Raw genomic sequence first — 21,325 nt, 5'->3', positions numbered from 1 at the left:
GCCTGATGTCTGCACTCAATCTGGGGGCGCTCAACGCGTTGCCGAAGCCGGAACAAGAGTCTGAGCTCGCGGCAATTAACACCGAGCTGGAAAGCCTGACTGCCGAAAACCGAGTCGCATGGGCGCTGGAAAATCTGCCGGGCGAGTTCGTGCTGACGTCGAGCTTCGGGATTCAGGCGGCGATTTCTCTGCATCTGGTCACCCAGCAGTGTCCGCAAATCCCGGTGGTCTTGACGGACACCGGCTACTTGTTCCCGGAAACCTATCAGTTCATCGACAGCCTTACCGATCAGTTGAAGCTAAACCTGAAAGTGTTTCGTGCCGAGCTGTCGCCCGCGTGGCAGGAAGCGCGCTATGGCAAGCTATGGGAGCAGGGCGTTGAGGGGATCGAGCGCTATAACCAGATGAACAAGGTGGAGCCGATGAACCGGGCGCTACAGGAGCTCGGTGCGCAAACCTGGTTTGCGGGCCTGCGCCGCGAGCAGTCGAACAGCCGTGAAACGTTGCCGGTGCTGGCTATTCAGCGCGGCGTATTCAAATTCCTGCCGATCATCGACTGGGATAACCGACAGGTCTATCAGTACCTGAAGGCCAATGGCCTGAGCTATCACCCGCTGTGGGATCAGGGTTATCTGTCGGTGGGCGATACTCATACCACCCGCAAGTGGGAGCCGGGCATGAGCGAAGAAGAGACACGATTCTTCGGGCTGAAGCGTGAGTGCGGCTTGCACGAAGGCTGACCCGAAGCCCCTCGTTTGAGGGGCTTTCTCTTTTGGCGGCGAGATTCCCCCTTTTCCCTTTGCCGTTTAGATTAAGTGACCCTTTTTCAGCCTGAACGCGATGTTATGTACAGATGGCGGCAACTTGCTGATGCAAAGAGAGAAGTTCATTGGGTAGTGTATTGATGCCCACGGTGCGACAGACTATGTTTACCGCCATTTGCAGAATGGGACCGTGTGAGTGATGTCTGAAATGAAGAAAGTATGGTGGCGAGACATCGACGATCGAGACGGCGTCTGGCAGGGATTAGCGCTGGAAAGTCCTTCCGGCCAGCGACCGGCGGGAGCGCTGCAACTGCTTGTGGGCGCGCAGGGCAGGGCGCAGGCGATTTGCGGAGATGAAACTTTATTCTGGGCGTCAGTGGCGGTGAATGGCGCCGAGGCTAGCGTGCTTTGTCCTCGCAAAGATATCCGCCAGCGGTCATTACTCAGTCCGATTCGGTCCGCTGACGTCATGCGCGCTGAAGCCTTGCAAACGTCCACTGCGCGTCAGGCAGGGTGGTGTCGCTTCTTTGCCGAGCGCCTGCTCTCTTCGCCTCAACCGCTGCTGAACAATGGCCAATGGCTGCTGCGGCCGATGCCGTATGTGTTGCCTTCTGCGCCACGCACTGCCCAGCCGCAGCCGATAAACGCGTGGCGTTTTATCGCGCCCCAATCCGCAGGCGACTATTGCCCGCGTTGGGATCTGTTTGGGGAAGACATCCCGGATCTGACCGTGTCAGACTCGGTCTTTCTTATCGACCGGTGGTGGGACAGCACGCAACTCCTGCCGCTGTCCGTGGTTGACCCCACTTCATCACGGGTAAAATGGTGGCGTAAAAAAGCGCGGGAGGGAGCATTGCCGCCCGTCCTGCTGTGGTTTGTCTCGGGGCTGGGCGCCTATGTGATTTTAGATGGACATTCCCGGCTACAGGCCGCGCGAGAGGAAGGTATACCGCCGCTGTTTATCGTGTTGAGCGGGCTGTATCACCAGCGCTGGAAGCCGGATGTTGCCCAGCAGCAGCGGGTGGTCGATGCGTTGGCGCGTCAGCAGCGGTCGAATCCTGCGCTGAATCAGGACGCAATAAACCAGACGTTAATTAATACTTATGATGACCGTGGCGCGCTGGCCGGAATGACATATAGCCGAGTGACGTCGCTGGACGAACGTTGGCAACGGAAGGTTAAGGCGTATCTGCGCCGCTATTCACTGACGGAACATTTGGCTCATTTCGGGATCACCGACTGAGGCCAAGTGACCGCGTAGGCGGCATGAGTCCGCTTTTTACGACTTGTAGAGTGGTCCTTTATTCCATTACGGAACTTATCATGCGAATTCGGCATTTCAATACGCTTACCCCCTCGATTTATAGTCCCATTATCACTTTTTTATCTTAGTAAAGGCATCTGTGAACTATCTCCCTGTATTTGCCGATTTGCGGCAGCGCCCCGTGCTGGTGGTGGGCGGCGGCGAAGTAGCCATGCGTAAAATCACGCTGCTGCTGCGGGCGGGCGCAGAGGTTCGGGTGGCGGCGCGCGAGCTGTGCGTCCCGCTTGATGCTTTGCGGAACGACGGAAAAGTGGCCTGGATTGCCCGTGAGTTCAGTCCTGAACAGCTGGACCCGGTGTTCCTGGTCATCGCGGCTACCGATGATGCTAAGCTCAATGAAACGGTCTCAGAGGCCGCGGATCGTCGGCAAAAACTGGTCAATGTGGTCGACGATCAGCCGAAATGTTCCTTCATTTTTCCGTCGTTGATTGACCGGTCTCCGTTGATGGTGGCGATCTCATCCAGCGGCACTGCGCCGGTACTGGCGCGTTTGCTGCGCGAGAAGCTCGAGGCGTTGCTGCCTTCCCGTTTGGGGCAGATGGCCGAGCTGGCGGGCAACTGGCGTAGCCGCGTCAAACAGCAACTGCCGACGATGACCGGCCGACGTCGGTTCTGGGAGCGCCTGTTCGACAGTCGCTTTGCCTCACTGGTGACGTCGGGAAAACTGGCTGAAGCCGAGGATGCGCTGGAAGAACAGCTGATGGCACCTCAGAACCAGCAAGGCGAGGTGTCGCTGGTGGGCGCCGGTCCGGGCGATGCGGGTTTGCTGACGTTACGCGGACTTCAGGTCATCCAGCAGGCGGACGTGGTGCTGTACGACTATCTGGTGAGCGCGGACGTGCTGGAGCTGGTACGACGCGATGCCGAGATGATTTGCGTCGGCAAACGCGCCAGCGCGCATCTGATGCCGCAGGACGAGATCAACCAGCGGTTGGTGACGTTGGCGCAGCAGGGCAAACGGGTCGTTCGCCTAAAAGGCGGCGATCCCTTTATTTTTGGCCGCGGCGGCGAGGAGCTGCAGCATGTGGCGAAGGCGGGCATCCCCTTCCAGGTGGTGCCGGGCGTGACGGCCGCGGCGGGCGTCACCGCCTACGCGGGGATCCCGTTGACGCATCGGGACTATGCGCAAAGCGTGGCTTTCATTACCGGACATCACCGCGTCGACGGCAAAGCGCCGGACTGGTCTACGCTGGCTCGTGAGCGGCAGACGCTGGTGATTTACATGGGCACGATGAAAGCGGCGGATATTAGCCGTCAACTGATAGAAAACGGGCGATCCGCAGAAACACCGGTCGCCGTTATCAGTCGCGGGACCTGCCGGGATCAGCAAGTGCTGACCGGTACATTGCAACAGTTGGAACCGCTGGCGCGGCAGGCGGCTACACCGGCATTGCTGGTGATTGGCGAGGTGGTGAATTTGCATGAGCAAATCGCCTGGTTTGGAGATCATTCGCGGGTGTCGGCCTCAGAACGTCGGCCAACAGTGGTGAATTTGGCTTAAGGTACGATTTTATGGACGAGAAAAGACTGACGCATCTGCAACAGCTTGAAGCAGAAAGTATTCATATCATTCGCGAAGTCGCGGCGGAGTTCAGTAACCCGGTGATGATGTATTCCATCGGTAAAGACTCCTCGGTGATGCTGCATCTGGCGCGCAAGGCGTTCTACCCCGGCACGCTGCCATTCCCGCTGCTGCACGTCGATACCGGCTGGAAGTTTCGCGAAATGTACGAGTTTCGTGACCGCACGGCCAAGGCATACGGCTGCGAGCTGCTGGTACACCGCAACCCGGAAGGGGTCGCGATGGGGATCAACCCGTTCGTACATGGTAGCGCGAAGCATACCGACATCATGAAAACCGAAGGGTTGAAGCAGGCGCTGAACAAGTATGGCTTTGATGCGGCCTTCGGCGGCGCGCGGCGCGACGAAGAAAAATCGCGCGCCAAAGAGCGTATCTATTCGTTCCGCGACCGCTTCCATCGCTGGGATCCGAAAAACCAGCGCCCTGAGCTATGGCGTAACTACAACGGCCAGATCAATAAGGGCGAAAGCATCCGCGTGTTCCCCTTGTCCAACTGGACGGAGCTGGATATCTGGCAGTATATCTTCCTGGAAAACATCGACATCGTTCCGCTGTATCTGGCCGCAGAGCGCCCGGTGGTCGAGCGTGACGGTATGCTGATGATGGTCGATGACGACCGCTTCGAACCGCAGCCGGGTGAAACCATTACCCAGCGCATGGTGCGTTTCCGCACGCTGGGATGCTGGCCGCTGACGGGCGCGGTCGAGTCGCAGGCGCAGACTCTGCCGGAGATCATCGAGGAAATGTTGGTCTCCACCACGAGCGAGCGTCAGGGACGGATGATCGACCGCGATCAGGCCGGGTCGATGGAGCTGAAAAAGCGTCAGGGATATTTCTGAGGAGTTGCTGCATGAATCATGATATTGCCAAACAGATCGCCGATCAGGGCGGAGTCGAAGCCTATTTGCTCGCACAACAGGACAAAAGCCTGCTGCGCTTCCTGACCTGCGGCAGCGTCGACGACGGTAAAAGCACCCTGATTGGCCGCCTGTTGCACGATACCCGTCAGATCTACGAAGATCAGCTGTCTACGTTGCACAACGACAGCAAACGGTTGGGGACACAGGGTGAAAAGTTGGATTTAGCGCTGCTGGTCGACGGCCTGCAGGCTGAGCGCGAGCAGGGGATCACCATCGACGTCGCCTACCGCTATTTCTCTACCGAAAAGCGTAAATTCATCATTGCCGACACCCCTGGGCATGAGCAGTACACGCGTAACATGGCGACGGGCGCATCCACCTGTGAACTGGCGATTCTGCTGATCGATGCCCGCAAAGGCGTGTTGGATCAGACTCGTCGTCATAGCTTCATCGCGACACTGCTGGGCATCCGTCATCTGGTGGTGGCGGTCAACAAAATGGATCTGGTCGACTATCAGCAGTCGGTCTTCGAACAGTTCAAGCAGGACTATCTGGACTTTGCACAGCAGCTGCCGGCGGATCTCAACGTGACCTTCGTCCCGCTCTCCGCGCTGGAAGGGGATAACGTGGCGACGGCCAGCACGCAGATGAGCTGGTATAGCGGCCCTACGCTGCTGGAAGTGCTTGAGACGGTGGATGTCGCACCGCACAGCTTGTCGCAGCCTCTGCGTTTCCCGGTGCAGTATGTCAACCGGCCTAACCTGGATTTCCGTGGCTACGCGGGGACGGTGGCGTCCGGCGTGGTTCACGTCGGCCAGCGCGTGAAGGTGCTGCCCTCCGGCGTGGAATCCGCCATCGCTCGTATCGTGACGTTTGATGGCGATCTGCCGCAGGCGCAGGTCGGCGAAGCGGTGACGCTGGTGCTGGAAAAGGAAATTGATATCAGCCGTGGCGATCTGATCGTGGACCATGCAGAAACGCTGGAAGCGGTGCAGAGCGCGCAGGTGGATGTGGTGTGGATGGCGGAACAGCCATTGGTCGCCGGGCAGAGCTACGACATCAAGATCGCGGGCAAAAAAACGCGGGCGCGAGTCGAAAATATTCAGTATCAGGTTGAAATCAACACGCTGACCCAGCGAGTCACCGAGTCGTTACCGTTGAACGGTATTGGACTGGTGGAGCTGACTTTCGACGAGCCGTTGGTGCTGGATCGCTATCCGCACAACCACGTCACTGGCGGGATGATCTTTATTGACCGCCTGAGCAATGTGACGGTGGGCGCGGGTCTGGTACGCGAAGGTATTGAACAGACCTATGAAGAGCCCGGCGCTTACAGCGCATTTGAACTGGAGCTGAACGCCCTGGTGCGTCGCCACTTCCCGCATTGGGGTGCGCGCGATCTGCTGGGAGGGAAATAAGGTGTCCGAATCTCATTCCCTGCCGCCTGCGAATGAAAACGTGGTGTGGCATCCTCACGCGGTGACGCGAGCGGACCGTGAGCGTCGCCACGGTCATCGCGGCGCGGTCATCTGGTTTACCGGGCTGTCCGGCTCAGGGAAATCAACGTTGGCGGGGGCGCTGGAGCAGGCGCTCTACGCCGCGGGTGTCAGCACCTATTTGCTGGACGGCGACAACGTCCGGCATGCTTTGTGTCGCGATCTGGGATTTACGGATGACGACCGGCGCGAGAATATTCGCCGCGTTGGGGAAGTCGCCAAGTTGATGGTGGACGCCGGTCTGGTGGTGCTCACCGCGTTTATCTCGCCGCATCGCGCCGAACGGCAGATGGTGCGCGATCTGCTTGAGGATCGGCAGTTTATTGAGGTGTTTGTGGACACGCCGCTGGCGGTGTGCGAAGCGCGCGATCCGAAAGGGTTATACAAGAAAGCCCGCGCAGGCGAGCTGCGCAACTTCACCGGGATCGACTCGATCTACGAAGCGCCCGAGCATCCGGAAGCCCATCTGGATGGCGAACAATTAGTAACAGATTTGATCGTTCAACTGTTAGCCATGCTGCGCCGTCTGGCTATCATAGACGCTTAACATTCTTGTTGAGCGTTGCCAAAACGCGTTGTGCCGGGAACACGAGTCGTATGGGAAAAACAGTACAGCGTGTCACGCTATTGCCGCATCGTCAGATCCATCCACCTTCGCAGGAAACGCCGGTGTCTTACCCCAGCCTCGGGGCGATAGCCGGTTTCTGTTTTTATTGGCTGGCGTTTGCGCTTTCCTTCTGGCTGTACGGCCTTGATGCCACACGGCTGCTCATGCTGTATACCTGGCCGCTATTTCTGGCGTTATTGCTCCTCTGCGTACTGGTGGGCATGCTGTTTGGCCTGCTGTGGCAGCGTCGGGTTGTGCTGATGCTGCTGTGCTGCGGCGGTTCCGTTCTGTTTAGCTTCTGGCTGGTCTTTTCGGTAATTTCAGGCTGGTAGGCTATTATTCATAGCCGGACGGCCTCTGCGCCGGACTCATGGCACCGGAACCTTCCTCCCTTCTGACGCGTTGTGTCCGGTGTTCTGGAGTGCCTGTGCCGGATTGTATTCAGCATTTGCATCCGCACAGTGGAGTCCTGATAAAAGTTATGGGATGATTAGGCGGCTTTTCAGGGGGCGGGATGGGAAAACTGACGCTGTTATTATTGGTACTTCTGGGCTGGCTGCAATATTCGCTCTGGCTGGGAAAAAACGGTATTCACGATTTGGTGCGGGTGAAGGACGGCGTTGCCGTTCAGCAGGCCAGCAATGCCAAGTTGAAATCCCGTAATGAACTGCTGTTCGCCGAAATCGACGATCTTAATGGCGGGCAGGAAGCCATTGAAGAGCGCGCGCGTAACGAACTGAGTATGATTAAACCCGGCGAATCCTTCTATCGTCTGGTGCCAAACCAGTCGGGCCATCAGGCCAACTCGACCTCTACGTCCCCTCAATCTTCCCCTTATTCGACTCCACGCTAGGTATGTTGACTCCGAAGGACGACCTGTCTGAAGTGATCGCCGTATTGCCTGCCGCCGGAAACGGCAGCAGAATGCAGGTCGATCGCCCGAAACAATATTTGAACATCGGTAACAAAACGATTCTGGAACATACGCTGGACGCGCTGTTTCAGCATCCCCGTATTTGTAAGGCAATTATCGCGATCAGCCCTGATGACGACTATTTCCAAACGTTGCCGCTGGCGTCCGATCCTCGCATTCAGGTCGTGCAAGGCGGACGGCAAAGAGCCGACTCTGTGCTGGCCGGTTTGCAGCAGGTCCAGGGTGTAGAGTGGGTACTGGTGCACGATGCCGCTCGGCCGTGCCTGCATCCAGACGATTTGTCTCGTTTGCTTGAGCTGACTTCGCAAAGCGACGTCGGGGGCATTCTGGCCGCGCCGGTGCGTGATACCATGAAGCGCGGCAATGCGCAGGGCGATATTGAGCATACGGTAGAGCGGAACGCGCTCTGGCATGCTCTGACCCCACAGCTGTTCCCGCTGATGCTGCTGAAAGACAGTCTGGAACGCGCGCTGTCCGAAGGGGCGGAGATTACCGATGAAGCGTCGGCATTAGAGTTTTGCGGTTACCATCCTCAGATCGTCAGCGGACGGGCGGATAATATCAAAGTCACCCGACCGGAAGATCTGGCGCTGGCGGAGTTTTATCTGACTCGTAACCTTGAAAATCAAACTATTGTATAAATAAAGGAGCGTGTGCGATGCGTATCGGTCACGGTTTTGATGTCCATAAATTCGGTGGCGAAGGCCCGCTGGTGCTCGGTGGCGTAAGAGTTCCTTACACGCAAGGTTTGCTGGCGCACTCCGACGGCGATGTCGTGTTGCATGCCGTCACCGACGCGCTGTTGGGCGCCGCCGCGCTGGGCGATATTGGTAAACTGTTTCCGGATACCGATCCCGCCTTCAAGGGCGCGGACAGTCGCCAACTGTTGCGGGAAGCCTGGCGCCGTATCGCTGAGAAAGGTTATCGCCTGGGAAATGTGGATGTAACCATTATCGCTCAGGCGCCAAAAATGGCGCCGCACATTCCGCAAATGAGAGTCAATCTGGCGGAAGATCTTCAGTGCCATATGGATAACGTCAACGTGAAAGCGACGACCACCGAACAGCTAGGATTTACCGGACGCGGCGAAGGCATTGCCTGTGAGGCGGTGGCCCTGTTGGTGAAAAGCGATGCGTCGGGAGTGGTGGCATGGTGATGGAAACCTCTAACGAGCTCTACTGGATGCACGGTAAGCCTGTCGCAAGCGGCGTACTGAAAGCGTCGGCAGAAGACTTTGAGGTGATTGAAGATCTCGGATTCGAGCCAGATGGCGATGGCGAGCATGTGCTGGTCCGAGTACGTAAACGGGGCTGTAATACGTCCTTTGTCGCCGAAGCGTTGGCTAAGTTTGCCCGTCTGCCGGCTCGCGCAGTCAGCTATGCGGGTCTGAAAGACCGCCACGCCGTGACCGAACAATGGTTCGGTCTGCATATGCCGGGTAAAGCCGATCCAGACTGGCGGAGCTTCGAGCTGGAAGGCTGCGAAATTCTGGAAACGGCGCGTCACCGCCGTAAACTACGCATCGGCGCCCTGCAGGGGAACGCTTTCACACTGGTGCTTCGCCAAATCAGCGACAAAGCGGAAATCGAGACGCGGTTACAACGTATAGCCGAACAGGGCGTCCCTAACTATTTCGGCAGCCAGCGTTTTGGTCGTAACGGCAATAACCTGGAACAGGCTCGGCGCTGGGCGAACAATGAGATTCGCGTGAAAGAACGCGGTAAACGCAGTTTTTATCTTTCGGCCAGTCGTAGCGAGCTGTTTAACCGTGTCGCCAGCGCCCGTTTGACGCAAAAGCTGGAAAAAACCGTCTTGAACGGAGACGCGCTGCAGTTGACCGGTCGTGGTAGCTGGTTCGTTGCACAGCCAGACGAGCTGGAGACATTGCAACGGCGTGTTGATGAACACGAACTGCAGGTGACGGCGCCGCTGCCAGGCGACGGGGAGCCGGGCACACAGGCCGATGCGCTGGCATTTGAAGCGTCCACTCTGGAAGATAACGAATTATTGCTGTCGCTGCTGCGTCGGGAGCGTCTGGAGCCAGCGCGTAGGGCTATCTTATTGTATCCGCAGCACATGGCGTGGTCGTGGCAGAATGATGACGTCGTCACCGTACGTTTCTGGTTGCCGTCAGGCTGTTATGCCACCAGCGTGGTGCGCGAGCTGATGCAGGTTGAAGAGCAGGCGTTCGACAGCGGTATGTAGCGGTGTTTGATCGCGACGGAGATCACTACGCTGTGACAGGGGCGAAGTCCCTGTCCGAACAGCACAGACAACATTGATGAGGTTAGCCAAAGCTGGGGTTTGCGGGGAATGGTGAACAAACGCGTGCAGACATTACTGGAACAGTTGAGTCAGCAGGGAATTAAGGATGAACGCCTGTTACAGGCGATGGCCGCCGTACCGCGGGAACGCTTTGTCGATGAAGCTTTTGAACACAAAGCCTACGAAAATACGGCGTTGCCCATAGGTTCTGGCCAGACGATATCCCAACCTTACATGGTCGCCAGAATGACCGAATTGCTGCGTCTGACGCCCGTATCCCGGGTTTTGGAGATAGGTACGGGGTCGGGGTATCAAACTGCCGTGCTGGCGCATATGGTGCGTCACGTGTGCTCTGTGGAGCGTATCAAGGGACTCCAGTGGCAGGCTAAACGTCGTCTCAAGCAGCTCGATCTGCATAATGTGTCCACGCGGCATGGTGATGGCTGGTTGGGATGGGCGTCCAAAGGGCCTTTCGACGCGATTATCGTTACGGCTGCGCCGCCGGAAATTCCTGTTGCTCTGATGGAACAGCTGGATGAAGGCGGCATCATGGTATTGCCGGTTGGCGAAGAGCAGCAAACGCTTAAAGTAGTTCAGCGCATCAACGGCGAGTTGATGATTCAAACCGTTGAGGGGGTTCGCTTTGTGCCTCTGGTCAAAGGCGAATTGGCCTGATTCTTCGTGCTGAGCGCGTGCCCGCCTTAAAATTTCAATACAACTATCTTATGGTACTAATTTGTTGATATTGCTAGCATCAACGAATGGTGCTGTCTCGGGTGGCCCGTCGGTGTCCGTTTCGATAACGATCACGGCGGCGCGTTGCTGAGTTTGCGACGGAACAACGGGTTCCTGAGCTTAGCGATATCGCCAATTTTTGAGACAGCTAGCGACATTTAACGAGTCAATTTTGGGTCATAGGGGGATTCGGCGCATGGGGAGCCAAATGATGAACTGGCGTCAGCTCGCGGTATGTACGGCAATTGCTCTGGGGTTGGCGGGCTGCGCTGACGGTAACGATCAGCCTGCCTCGATCAGCAGCGTGGGCGATGGTGGCAATGCCTCTGGCCGTAGCGGCGCGATCGCGTCACCACCACGCCTCTCTTCATCGGCGAACTCACGACCTGTCGCTGCTGTCAGCACGCCGGTCACTTCCACTCCGGTTGCCTCGCAAGGCGGTAAAATCGTCTATAACCGTAGCTATGACGCGATTCCCAAGGGAAGCTATACCGGGAACACCTATACCGTAAAACGCGGCGATACGCTGTTCTACATCGCGTGGATCACGGGTAATGATTACCGTGAGCTGGCGCAGCGCAATAATATCCCAGAACCTTACAGTTTGAATGTCGGTCAGAGTTTGGCGTTGGGCAACAATATGAACACCAGCGCAGGGCAGGGTATGGCGGTTGCCAGCGTGCCGCCAGCCCCCGTTATGACCACTTCCAGTTCACGCAGTGGGCATATGCTTCCAGCGAATGCGGCGGCAGGAGGCGTTTCTCTGCCGTCGAACAGTACGCAAATACAAACTTCACAGGTTGATTCCACCTCAACTAATGCGTATTCTGCAAATTCGGGTAAACAGAATGTGGGTAAGATGTTACCTGCTACAGGGGCTGCAGTTTCCGCTCCTGCTACCGAACCAACGCCGGTACCTAGCAGCAGTAATGCCGCTATTACTGGTTGGCGTTGGCCTACAGATGGGAAAGTCATAGATAATTTCTCAGCCTCTGAGGGGGGAAATAAAGGGATTGATATCGCTGGCTCACGTGGGCAAACCGTGGTTGCTACCGCCGGAGGGCGTGTGGTGTACGCGGGCAACGCTTTGCGCGGTTACGGGAATCTGATAATCATCAAGCATAATGATGACTACCTGAGCGCCTATGCCCATAACGAAACCATGCTGGTCCGGGAACAACAAGAGGTTAAGGCGGGACAACAAATAGCTACCATGGGTAGCACCGGAACCAGTTCAGTACGCTTGCATTTTGAAATTCGTTACAAGGGGAAATCCGTAAACCCGCTGCGTTTTATTCCGCAGCGTTAAATCGGGCAGAGTGCTTCGGTATTCTGCCAAGGGATCACGGGTAGGAGCCGCTTATGAGCCAAAGTACGCTGAAAGTTAACGAGTTACATGAAGATACTGATTTCGACGAGAATGGGCTTGACGTATTTGACGATAAAGCGCTGGCTGAGGAAGAAACCAGTGACAATGACTCTTTAGATGATGAGTTATTGTCACAAGTTAGCACCCAGCGTGTTTTAGATGCTACTCAACTCTATCTGGGAGAAATTGGCTATTCGCCTCTTTTAACCGCCGAAGAAGAGGTTTATTTTGCCCGGCGAGCGTTGCGTGGTGACGTATCATCACGCAAACGTATGATCGAGAGTAACCTGCGGTTGGTGGTGAAAATCGCCCGTCGTTATAACAATCGGGGGCTAGCCTTGCTGGACCTGATTGAAGAAGGGAATCTTGGTCTGATCCGAGCCGTTGAAAAGTTTGACCCCGAAAGAGGGTTCCGTTTTTCAACGTATGCAACCTGGTGGATCAGGCAGACCATAGAGCGGGCGATCATGAATCAAACCCGCACCATCCGTTTACCGATTCACATTGTCAAAGAACTTAACGTTTACCTGCGCACAGCACGCGAGTTATCCCATAAGCTAGATCATGAGCCCAGTGCGGAAGAAATTGCCGAACAGCTCGATAAACCAGTTGATGACGTGAACCGTATGTTGCGTCTGAACGAACGTATTACTTCCGTTGACACGCCTCTGGGCGGGGATTCTGAAAAGGCGTTGCTGGATATTCTGGCCGATGAGAAAGACAACGGTCCTGAGGACACTACGCAGGATAACGATATGAAGCAAAATATCGTTAAATGGTTGTTCGAACTAAATGCAAAACAGCGAGAAGTTCTTGCTCGTCGCTTCGGCCTTCTGGGTTATGAAGCGGCCACGTTGGAAGATGTAGGTCGTGAAATTGGTCTGACTCGCGAACGCGTGCGTCAGATTCAGGTTGAAGGACTACGCCGTCTGCGTGAAATCCTGCAAACGCAGGGGCTCGATATTGAAGAGCTGTTCCGTGCATAATCACCACTTATCACGGTGACGAGAATAAAAAAATGGTGGGGCAACCCACCATTTTTTATGACTGAAACCGGCGTGTAATTGTGATTAACGCACGACCTGCGAGAGCAGGAAGTCCACCACCTCATCGGTCTTAATCATCTGTTTCTCACCCTGACGACGGTTTTTGTACTCGATATCATCGTTGTCCAGGTTACGATCGCCAATCACGATAGTGTGCGGAATACCGATCAGCTCCATGTCCGCGAACATCACGCCAGGCCTTTCTTTACGGTCGTCCATCAAGACTTCCACGCCGTTATCGCGCAATTGCTGGTAAATACGTTCTGCGACTTCTTTCACGCGGAAGGATTTATGCATGTTCATCGGCAGAATAGCGACCTGGAACGGTGCAAGCACGTCCGGCCAGATAATTCCGCGATCGTCATGGTTCTGTTCAATCGCAGCGGCGATCACGCGGGAGATACCGATACCATAGCAGCCCATCGTCAGCGTCTGGTTGCGGCCGTCTTCGCCCTGAACCGTCGCCTTCATCGCTTCTGAGTATTTGGTGCCAAGCTGGAAGATATGACCGACTTCGATACCGCGTTTGATCTGCAGCGTGCCTTTGCCGTCCGGGCTCTGGTCGCCTTCAACCACTTTGCGGAGATCGGCAACCTGCGGCAGCGCGACGTCACGCTCCCAGTTGATGCCGAAATAGTGTTTGCCGTCGATGTTGGCGCCCGCGCTGAAATCGCTCATTACGGCAACGGTTCTGTCGATAACGACCGGCAAGGACAGATTGACTGGACCCAGCGATCCCGGACCTGCATTCACTAACGCGCGAATTTCTTCTTCCGTGGCGAAAGTCAGTGGGCTGGCGACCAGCTCCAGTTTCTCGGCTTTTACTTCGTTCAGTTCGTGATCGCCGCGAACCAGCAGGGCAACCAGCGGATGAGCGCTTTCTTCTGTCGCTTTCACGAGCAGCGTTTTAACCGTTTTTTCTACCGGAACATTGAACTGTTCGACCAGCTCGGCGATGGTTTTGGCGTTGGGCGTTTCTACCAGCGTCATGTCCTGCGTCGGCGCGGCGCGTTCAACGTTCGGCGAGACCGCTTCGGCTAATTCGATATTCGCGGCGAAGTCCGATTCGGTGGAAAAGACGATATCGTCTTCACCACAGGCGGCCAGGACCTGGAATTCGTGAGAGGCGCTGCCGCCGATAGAACCGGTATCTGCTTGTACGGCCCGGAAGTTCAGATCCATCCGGTTGAAGATTTTGGTGTACGCCGAATAGAGAGCGTCATACGTCGCTTGCAGGGATTCCTGAGACGTATGGAAAGAGTAGGCGTCTTTCATCAGGAACTCGCGTGCGCGCATAATACCGAAACGCGGACGGACTTCGTCACGGAACTTAGTCTGGATTTGGTAGAACGTCAGCGGCAGCTGTTTGTAGGAGCTGATTTCATTACGCACCAGATCGGTGATGACTTCTTCATGCGTCGGGCCCAACACAAACGGACGCTCGCCGCGATCGGCGAAGCGCAGCAGCTCGGGACCATACTGCTCCCAACGACCGCTCTCCTGCCACAGGTCTGCAGGCTGAACAACGGGCATCGAAATTTCGATGGCGCCGGCGCTGTTCATTTCTTCACGCACGATATTTTCGACTTTTTTCAAAACGCGCAAACCCGTCGGTAACCAGGTATAGAGACCTGAGGCGAGTTTACGAATCATTCCTGCGCGCAGCATCAGCTGATGACTGATAACCTCGGCGTCGGCGGGCGTCTCCTTTTGAGTGGAGAGCAAATATTGACTTGTACGCATGGTGTTGTAGTTCCGTAAGAACGATAAATGGCGTGGGCCGATGGGGCCTGAGCATAAATAAAAAGTGGCTTAGTTTACCAGCGAGGAACGTTCCCCAAAAGAGATGCAGACGTTTTTTAACGGCTATCCAGGCATATTACTTCTGTTTGTCCGCCGGTCACCTTCCAGCGCACGTTGAATTCCAGTAATAGCGCGGCATATTCCTTCTCATCGTGGCTCATTTTGCGATAGGCCGGACGCGGATCTTGCGCTAATACCTGCGTGATAAAACGGCGTAAATGAGGATAGCGATTGTGCCATGCAATCAGCTGTTGTTCCGCCTGTGGGGAAAATGTTACCGGCATATCTGCGTCCGGCGCACAGGGCGCAAAACCGGCTTGTGCCTGTGGCTGGCTTTCAGCGAAGGGAAGGTAAGGCTTGATATCAATGACTGGCGTGCCATCCACCAGATCCAGGCTACCGAGTTCCAGCACCAGTTCGTGCTTGTCGGCGCGCACGCCTTTCAGTTCCACCAGAGACATCCCGACAGGATTGGGACGAAACGTCGAACGGGTAGCGAAGACGCCCATGCGCGCATTACCTCCCAGACGAGGAGGTCGTACCGTGGGACGCCAGCCAGCAGACGCCGTTTGATGAAACACAAATAGCACCCATAGATGGCTGAAGTCGGAAAGCCCGCGCACGGCTTCCGGCTGGTTATAAGGCGGCAGCAGGTGCAGTTCGCCTCCTCCATCTTCAATCAGGCCCGGCTGTCGGGGGACGGCAAACTTCTCTTTATACGGGGAACGGATAACACCGATCTGATCGAAGCTGAACTCGCTCATTGAGAGGAGACTTTCAGCGCTGTGCCTTCACAGATGGCCTGGCGATAGCAGCTGTCGACATCGCTCACAATCTGGCACTCATGCAGCAGGACCGCATTGGCTTTCAGGCTGGTCGCCCGGCTTTGTAATCTTTTTCTTGCGGTGGCGATGCTGGGCTGGGGATCCTGAGCCGTTACCTGGCATGAGGAACCGGAGACTTCGCCCATATCGTGGAAAGGTTTTCCAACCAGCTCTTCAGCGCTTTTATACAGAACGGCGGGCGTAGCAGGGGGAGCCGGTTTGGGTTTAGGTGTTGTTTCAACGGATGACGGTGTCTGGGGCTGTGATGTGGAGGGTGTAATCGATTTGTGTAGCAGAGAACATCCTGTCAGCGACAGCGATAACATGACAATGGGCAAGGCACGCATAGCTTTTCCTCTGGCTTTCATAAGTGCGCTTATTGAAGCAAGCTACGCGAAAAATAACAAGACGGGCCGAGGCCCGTCAGTAGGATATTTTATCGTTTCATGCAATGAGAAACTTACCAGCCTTTGACGGCACCGCCATTAAACGTTTTTAATGCGGCCTGATTCACTTCATCAGACTGATAAGCGCTGACAAACTTCTTCACGTTTTCCGCATCTTTATTGTCTTCGCGGGCCACCAGCAGGTTGACGTAAGGAGAGTCTTTATCTTCTACAAACAATCCGTCTTTAGTCGGTGTCAGATTGATCTGGCTGGCGTAGGTGGTATTGATAACGGCCAGAGCGATCTGGTCATCGTCCAGCGAGCGCGGTAATTGCGGCGCTTCCAGTTCTACCAGCTTCACATGTTTCGGGTTTTCGACGATATCCAGTGAGGTCGGCATCAGTCCAACATTGTCTTTCAGTTTGATCAGACCGACTTTCTGAAGCAGCAGCAGGGAACGGCCCAGGTTGGTCGGGTCGTTAGGAATAGCGACCTGTGCGCCGTCCTGCAGCTCGTTCAGCGATTTGATTTTCTTTGAGTAGCCCGCGATGGGGTAAACGAAGGTGTTACCGACGGAAACCAGTTTATAGCCGCGATCTTTGATCTGCTGATCCAGATACGGTTTGTGCTGGAAAGCGTTCAGATCGATATCGCCTTTGCTCAGCGCTTCGTTGGGAAGGACATAATCGTTAAAGGTCACCAGCTCGACATCCAGACCGTATTTTTCCTTGGCCACTTTTTGAGCCACTTCCGCGACCTGCTGTTCGGCACCGACAATGACGCCAACCTTGATATGGTTAGGGTCTTTTTCTTCTTGTCCGCATCCTGCCAGCGCCAGAGCACCGACCAATGCGCCTACTGCGGCGATAGATTTCAATTTAATAGCCATATTCCTTACCTCTGCTTAACAGTCTTGTTATCACGCACTTTCAAGGTGCATGGCAATGGAACAATTACTTGCGAGTGACAGCCTGTACTGCGCGATCGCCGCAGAATTGAATGATAAAAACCAACACAACCAACAGCACTAATACGGTATTCATCACCGTGGAGTTATAACCGACATAACCATACTGATAACCGATTTGTCCCAAGCCGCCTGCGCCCACGGCGCCTCCCATTGCAGAATAGCCCACCAGGGTAATCAATGTGATAGTCGCAGCGTTAATCAGGCCCGGTAAAGCTTCAGGCAGTAAGATCTTTTTAATGATTTGCATCGGTGTGGCACCCATTGCCCGCGCGGCTTCGATCAATCCTCCGGGGATTTCCAACAGCGCATTTTCCACCATACGGGCGATAAACGGCGCGGCGCCCACGGTGAGCGGCACGATTGCAGCCTGGAGACCAATCGAGGTGCCGACAATCATTCGGGTAAACGGAATCATCCATACCAGCAATATAATGAAGGGGATGGAACGGAAGATGTTCACGATGGCTGAAAGCGCCCGATAAAGTTTGGGATTGGCAATAATTTGTCCCGGACGCGTTATATAAAGAAGAACGCCAACAGGCAGCCCTAGTACGAAGCCGAAAAAGCCTGACACTAGGGTCATCACTATTGTTTCCCACACGCCGCGGGCCATTAACCACATCATGGCTTCAGACATAACCGAGTACCTCTATATTTGCATGGTTATCTTGCAGGAATTTGATTGCTGCGGTGGTCTCTGCTTCCGTGCCGGCCATTTCCGCCAGCATGACGCCGAACTTAACCCCGCCTGCGTAATCCATCTGCGCACTGATAATATTGTTGTTTACGTTGAAGCGCCGTGCGATTTCAGACAGTAAGGGAGCATCCACAGACTGGCCGGTAAACTCCATGCGCAGTAAAGGAATGCTGCCTTCACGGGGTGCCGGCGTCATGCGGGCGACATAGTCGTCTGGAATATCCAGATGTAACGTGGAGTGGATGAACTTCTGAGCCAGCGGTGTTTTGGGATGAGAGAACATCTGCCCAACGGTGTCCTGCTCAATCAGACGTCCTTCACTAATTACGGCGACCTGATCGCAGATACGCTTCACGACATCCATTTCATGGGTGATCAGCAGAATGGTCAATCCCAGACGGCGATTGATATCTTTCAGCAATTCCAAAATAGCGCGAGTGGTGGCCGGGTCCAGTGCACTGGTGGCTTCATCGCACAACAGAACCTTGGGGTTGCTGGCCAATGCGCGGGCGATAGCCACGCGCTGTTTCTGTCCGCCAGAGAGGTTGGCGGGATACACATCGTGTTTATCCGACAGTCCAACCAGCTCCAGCAGCTCATTGACGCGCTGTTTGATCTTGGCGGACGGCAGGTTATCCAACTCCAGCGGCAATGCGACATTACCAAATACGGTACGAGACGAGAGCAGATTGAAATGCTGGAAAATCATCCCGATTTGGCGGCGAGCTTGAGTCAGCTCGCTGCTTGATAATGTCATCAAATTCTGTTCAGCGACCAGAACTGTGCCTGATGTCGGGCGCTCCAGTAAGTTAATGCAGCGGATTAAGGTACTTTTACCCGCGCCAGAAGAGCCGATGACGCCATAGATTTGGCCCGCCGGTACATGTAGCGTAACGTCGTCGAGCGCCGTGATGGCTCGACCGTTTTGCTGGAACGTCTTTGTAATACGAGAAAGTTTTATCATGAGTTCTATCAATAGGGGCCGCGGGCCGATGAATAACACTTACTTATACTGACTATTTGTTGTCGGGATGCTAAGGCGTCTAGACGTCCAAGTCAATCGAGATTGTAACTCTGCTATCATTCTCTCCAGCAGTGAAAACTGCGATACTACGGCGCAATTTTCTGTATCGGGAGCAAAGTAAAGTGGCAACCAGCGTTCCAGCAATTTTTCTCGACCGTGACGGTACGATTAACGTCGATCACGGCTATGTACACGAAATCGATCAGTTTCAGTTTATCGATGGCGTGATTGATGCAATGCGTGAGCTCAAATCCATGGGGTTCGCCTTGGTGCTGATCACCAATCAGTCGGGTATCGCGCGCGGTAAATTCACCGAAGACCAGTTTATGCAGCTGACGGAATGGATGGATTGGTCGTTGGCCGATCGCGGGGTAGATCTGGATGGTATCTATTTCTGTCCGCATCATCCTGAAGGTTCGGAAGAGGAGTATCGTCAAACGTGTGACTGCCGTAAACCGCAGCCGGGCATGTTCAAGTCTGCGCAGGAACATCTGCACATCGACATGGCTTCTTCTTATATGGTGGGTGACAAAGTAGAAGATATGCAGGCAGCCGCAGCCGCAGGGGTAGGCACTAAAGTTCTCGTACGTACCGGTAAACCGGTCACGGAAGAGGGCGAAAACCTGGCTGATTGCGTAATAGAGAGCCTGGCAGACCTGCCAAAAGCCATAAAAAGCATAAAAAACAGGCATTGAGACGTAAAAGTAGGCGGATAGTAAAAAAGATTAAAAAAGGGGTTGTGCAACCCGGAGAGATCCCTATAATGCGCTCCCACTGACACGGCAAAGCGGACAACGCATCGCAGTGACAGTCGGAGAAAAACGAAAAAAGTCGTTGACTCTGAATGAGGTAAGCGTAATATACGCGGCCTCACGTTAGTCGCCTCGGCGGCAACGAAACGCTCTTTAACAATTTAATCAGACAATCTGTGTGGGCACTCACAAGACACTATCGCAACTAGATACGAAAAAGTCTTGAAGAGTGAACAACAGTTAATTCATTACGAATGAACAGTAAATTCTTTGAGCATCGCTATTAACTTAGCAAATCAAGCTTTTAATTGAAGAGTTTGATCATGGCTCAGATTGAACGCTGGCGGCAGGCCTAACACATGCAAGTCGAGCGGCAGCGGAAAGTAGCTTGCTACTTTGCCGGCGAGCGGCGGACGGGTGAGTAATGTCTGGGGATCTGCCCGATGGAGGGGGATAACTACTGGAAACGGTAGCTAATACCGCATAACGTCGCAAGACCAAAGTGGGGGACCTTCGGGCCTCACACCATCGGATGAACCCAGATGGGATTAGCTAGTAGGCGGGGTAAAGGCCCACCTAGGCGACGATCTCTAGCTGGTCTGAGAGGATGACCAGCCACACTGGAACTGAGACACGGTCCAGACTCCTACGGGAGGCAGCAGTGGGGAATATTGCACAATGGGGGAAACCCTGATGCAGCCATGCCGCGTGTATGAAGAAGGCCTTCGGGTTGTAAAGTACTTTCAGCGGGGAGGAAGGGAGTAAGGTTAATAGCCTTATTCATTGACGTTACCCGCAGAAGAAGCACCGGCTAACTCCGTGCCAGCAGCCGCGGTAATACGGAGGGTGCAAGCGTTAATCGGAATGACTGGGCGTAAAGCGCACGCAGGCGGTTTGTTAAGTCAGATGTGAAATCCCCGAGCTTAACTTGGGAACTGCATTTGAAACTGGCAAGCTAGAGTCTTGTAGAGGGGGGTAGAATTCCAGGTGTAGCGGTGAAATGCGTAGAGATCTGGAGGAATACCGGTGGCGAAGGCGGCCCCCTGGACAAAGACTGACGCTCAGGTGCGAAAGCGTGGGGAGCAAACAGGATTAGATACCCTGGTAGTCCACGCTGTAAACGATGTCGACTTGGAGGTTGCGGTCTTGAACTGTGGCTTCCGGAGCTAACGCGTTAAGTCGACCGCCTGGGGAGTACGGCCGCAAGGTTAAAACTCAAATGAATTGACGGGGGCCCGCACAAGCGGTGGAGCATGTGGTTTAATTCGATGCAACGCGAAGAACCTTACCTACTCTTGACATCCAGAGAATTTAGCAGAGATGCTTTAGTGCCTTCGGGAACTCTGAGACAGGTGCTGCATGGCTGTCGTCAGCTCGTGTTGTGAAATGTTGGGTTAAGTCCCGCAACGAGCGCAACCCTTATCCTTTGTTGCCAGCACATAATGGTGGGAACTCAAAGGAGACTGCCGGTGATAAACCGGAGGAAGGTGGGGATGACGTCAAGTCATCATGGCCCTTACGAGTAGGGCTACACACGTGCTACAATGGCGCATACAAAGAGAAGCGAACTTGCGAGAGTAAGCGGACCTCATAAAGTGCGTCGTAGTCCGGATTGGAGTCTGCAACTCGACTCCATGAAGTCGGAATCGCTAGTAATCGTAGATCAGAATGCTACGGTGAATACGTTCCCGGGCCTTGTACACACCGCCCGTCACACCATGGGAGTGGGTTGCAAAAGAAGTAGGTAGCTTAACCTTCGGGAGGGCGCTTACCACTTTGTGATTCATGACTGGGGTGAAGTCGTAACAAGGTAACCGTAGGGGAACCTGCGGTTGGATCACCTCCTTACCAAAGTGAAGTGCTAGTGAAGTGCTCACACAGATTGT

At 54.8% G+C, this 21,325-nt stretch carries 21 protein-coding genes and 1 rRNA gene; 16 read left to right on the top strand and 6 right to left on the bottom strand.

The features are described from left to right. Positions 1-5 precede the first annotated feature (5 nt). From CKQ53_RS01810 to rpoS, 14 genes are all read left to right on the top strand, one after another. The gene (locus tag CKQ53_RS01810) at positions 6-740 is read left to right on the top strand and encodes a phosphoadenylyl-sulfate reductase (protein WP_085653454.1); all 735 of its coding nucleotides are present in this window, start codon (positions 6-8) and stop codon (positions 738-740) included. Positions 741-972: 232 nt separating this feature from the next. Continuing rightward, positions 973-2,007 (top strand): response regulator, encoded by a 1,035-nt coding sequence (locus CKQ53_RS01805; protein ID WP_118894583.1) that lies wholly within the window; start codon positions 973-975, stop codon positions 2,005-2,007. 160 nt (positions 2,008-2,167) lie between these two features. Further along, positions 2,168-3,589, top strand: coding sequence for a siroheme synthase CysG (cysG, locus tag CKQ53_RS01800; protein ID WP_118894581.1), 1,422 nt, complete (start codon positions 2,168-2,170; stop codon positions 3,587-3,589). 11 nt (positions 3,590-3,600) lie between these two features. Further along, a complete protein-coding gene (gene cysD, locus CKQ53_RS01795) occupies positions 3,601-4,509 on the top strand; it encodes a sulfate adenylyltransferase subunit CysD (RefSeq protein WP_118894579.1) in 909 nt (302 codons plus the stop codon). 11 nt (positions 4,510-4,520) lie between these two features. Continuing rightward, positions 4,521-5,948, top strand: coding sequence for a sulfate adenylyltransferase subunit CysN (cysN, locus tag CKQ53_RS01790; protein WP_118894577.1), 1,428 nt, complete (start codon positions 4,521-4,523; stop codon positions 5,946-5,948). Between the two features lies 1 nt (position 5,949). Beyond that, positions 5,950-6,573 (top strand): adenylyl-sulfate kinase, encoded by a 624-nt coding sequence (gene cysC / locus CKQ53_RS01785; protein WP_118894575.1) that lies wholly within the window; start codon positions 5,950-5,952, stop codon positions 6,571-6,573. 50 nt (positions 6,574-6,623) lie between these two features. Continuing rightward, the gene (locus CKQ53_RS01780) at positions 6,624-6,965 is read left to right on the top strand and encodes a DUF3561 family protein (protein WP_118894573.1); all 342 of its coding nucleotides are present in this window, start codon (positions 6,624-6,626) and stop codon (positions 6,963-6,965) included. A 182-nt stretch (positions 6,966-7,147) separates the two neighbouring features. Further along, on the top strand, positions 7,148-7,486 hold the full coding sequence (ftsB, locus tag CKQ53_RS01775) for a cell division protein FtsB (protein ID WP_094118887.1): 339 nt from the start codon (positions 7,148-7,150) through the stop codon (positions 7,484-7,486). A 2-nt stretch (positions 7,487-7,488) separates the two neighbouring features. Beyond that, the gene (ispD, locus tag CKQ53_RS01770) at positions 7,489-8,208 is read left to right on the top strand and encodes a 2-C-methyl-D-erythritol 4-phosphate cytidylyltransferase (RefSeq protein WP_118894571.1); all 720 of its coding nucleotides are present in this window, start codon (positions 7,489-7,491) and stop codon (positions 8,206-8,208) included. A 17-nt stretch (positions 8,209-8,225) separates the two neighbouring features. Next, positions 8,226-8,723 (top strand): 2-C-methyl-D-erythritol 2,4-cyclodiphosphate synthase, encoded by a 498-nt coding sequence (gene ispF / locus CKQ53_RS01765; RefSeq protein ID WP_085653445.1) that lies wholly within the window; start codon positions 8,226-8,228, stop codon positions 8,721-8,723. After that, the gene (truD, locus tag CKQ53_RS01760) at positions 8,723-9,772 is read left to right on the top strand and encodes a tRNA pseudouridine(13) synthase TruD (RefSeq protein WP_085653457.1); all 1,050 of its coding nucleotides are present in this window, start codon (positions 8,723-8,725) and stop codon (positions 9,770-9,772) included. Before ispF ends, truD begins: the two co-directional genes overlap by 1 nt. A 108-nt stretch (positions 9,773-9,880) precedes the next feature. After that, positions 9,881-10,507 (top strand): protein-L-isoaspartate(D-aspartate) O-methyltransferase, encoded by a 627-nt coding sequence (locus tag CKQ53_RS01755; protein WP_085653444.1) that lies wholly within the window; start codon positions 9,881-9,883, stop codon positions 10,505-10,507. A gap of 256 nt (positions 10,508-10,763) precedes the next feature. Next, positions 10,764-11,876, top strand: a complete 1,113-nt coding sequence (gene nlpD / locus CKQ53_RS01750) for a murein hydrolase activator NlpD (RefSeq protein WP_085653443.1) — start codon at positions 10,764-10,766, stop codon at positions 11,874-11,876. 53 nt (positions 11,877-11,929) lie between these two features. After that, positions 11,930-12,922 carry an RNA polymerase sigma factor RpoS gene (gene rpoS, locus CKQ53_RS01745; RefSeq protein ID WP_085653442.1) on the top strand — a complete coding sequence of 331 codons (993 nt, stop codon included), beginning with the start codon at positions 11,930-11,932 and terminating at the stop codon, positions 12,920-12,922. Between the two features lie 84 nt (positions 12,923-13,006). Here rpoS and proS read toward each other — a convergent pair whose 3' ends face one another. The 6 genes from proS to metN all read right to left on the bottom strand — a co-directional run bounded on the left by proS (position 13,007) and on the right by metN (position 18,627). Beyond that, complete coding sequence (gene proS, locus CKQ53_RS01740) at positions 13,007-14,725, bottom strand: proline--tRNA ligase (RefSeq protein WP_094118888.1); 1,719 nt, start codon at positions 14,723-14,725, stop codon at positions 13,007-13,009. Positions 14,726-14,841: 116 nt separating this feature from the next. After that, positions 14,842-15,549, bottom strand: coding sequence for a tRNA (N6-threonylcarbamoyladenosine(37)-N6)-methyltransferase TrmO (tsaA, locus tag CKQ53_RS01735; RefSeq protein WP_094118889.1), 708 nt, complete (start codon positions 15,547-15,549; stop codon positions 14,842-14,844). After that, entirely contained in the window at positions 15,546-15,956 is a 411-nt protein-coding gene (gene rcsF, locus CKQ53_RS01730; RefSeq protein WP_085653439.1) for an Rcs stress response system protein RcsF, read from the bottom strand. Before rcsF ends, tsaA begins: the two co-directional genes overlap by 4 nt. A gap of 113 nt (positions 15,957-16,069) precedes the next feature. Further along, positions 16,070-16,885 carry a MetQ/NlpA family lipoprotein gene (locus CKQ53_RS01725; RefSeq protein ID WP_085653438.1) on the bottom strand — a complete coding sequence of 272 codons (816 nt, stop codon included), beginning with the start codon at positions 16,883-16,885 and terminating at the stop codon, positions 16,070-16,072. A gap of 64 nt (positions 16,886-16,949) precedes the next feature. Continuing rightward, on the bottom strand, positions 16,950-17,603 hold the full coding sequence (locus CKQ53_RS01720; protein WP_094118890.1) for a methionine ABC transporter permease MetI: 654 nt from the start codon (positions 17,601-17,603) through the stop codon (positions 16,950-16,952). Then, on the bottom strand, positions 17,596-18,627 hold the full coding sequence (gene metN, locus CKQ53_RS01715; RefSeq protein WP_094118891.1) for a methionine ABC transporter ATP-binding protein MetN: 1,032 nt from the start codon (positions 18,625-18,627) through the stop codon (positions 17,596-17,598). The genes CKQ53_RS01720 and metN overlap by 8 nt, the downstream gene beginning before the upstream one ends. A gap of 182 nt (positions 18,628-18,809) precedes the next feature. Between metN and gmhB the strand changes: the two genes are divergently transcribed. Continuing rightward, entirely contained in the window at positions 18,810-19,382 is a 573-nt protein-coding gene (gene gmhB, locus CKQ53_RS01710) for a D-glycero-beta-D-manno-heptose 1,7-bisphosphate 7-phosphatase (protein WP_085653435.1), read from the top strand. 362 nt (positions 19,383-19,744) lie between these two features. Further along, positions 19,745-21,287, top strand: a 16S ribosomal RNA gene (locus CKQ53_RS01705). Positions 21,288-21,325: the final 38 nt, after the last annotated feature.

Source organism: Lonsdalea britannica (genome assembly GCF_003515985.1).
Classification (GTDB): Bacteria; Pseudomonadota; Gammaproteobacteria; order Enterobacterales; family Enterobacteriaceae; genus Lonsdalea; species Lonsdalea britannica.
This window is presented reverse-complemented; position numbering and strand designations above follow the sequence as displayed.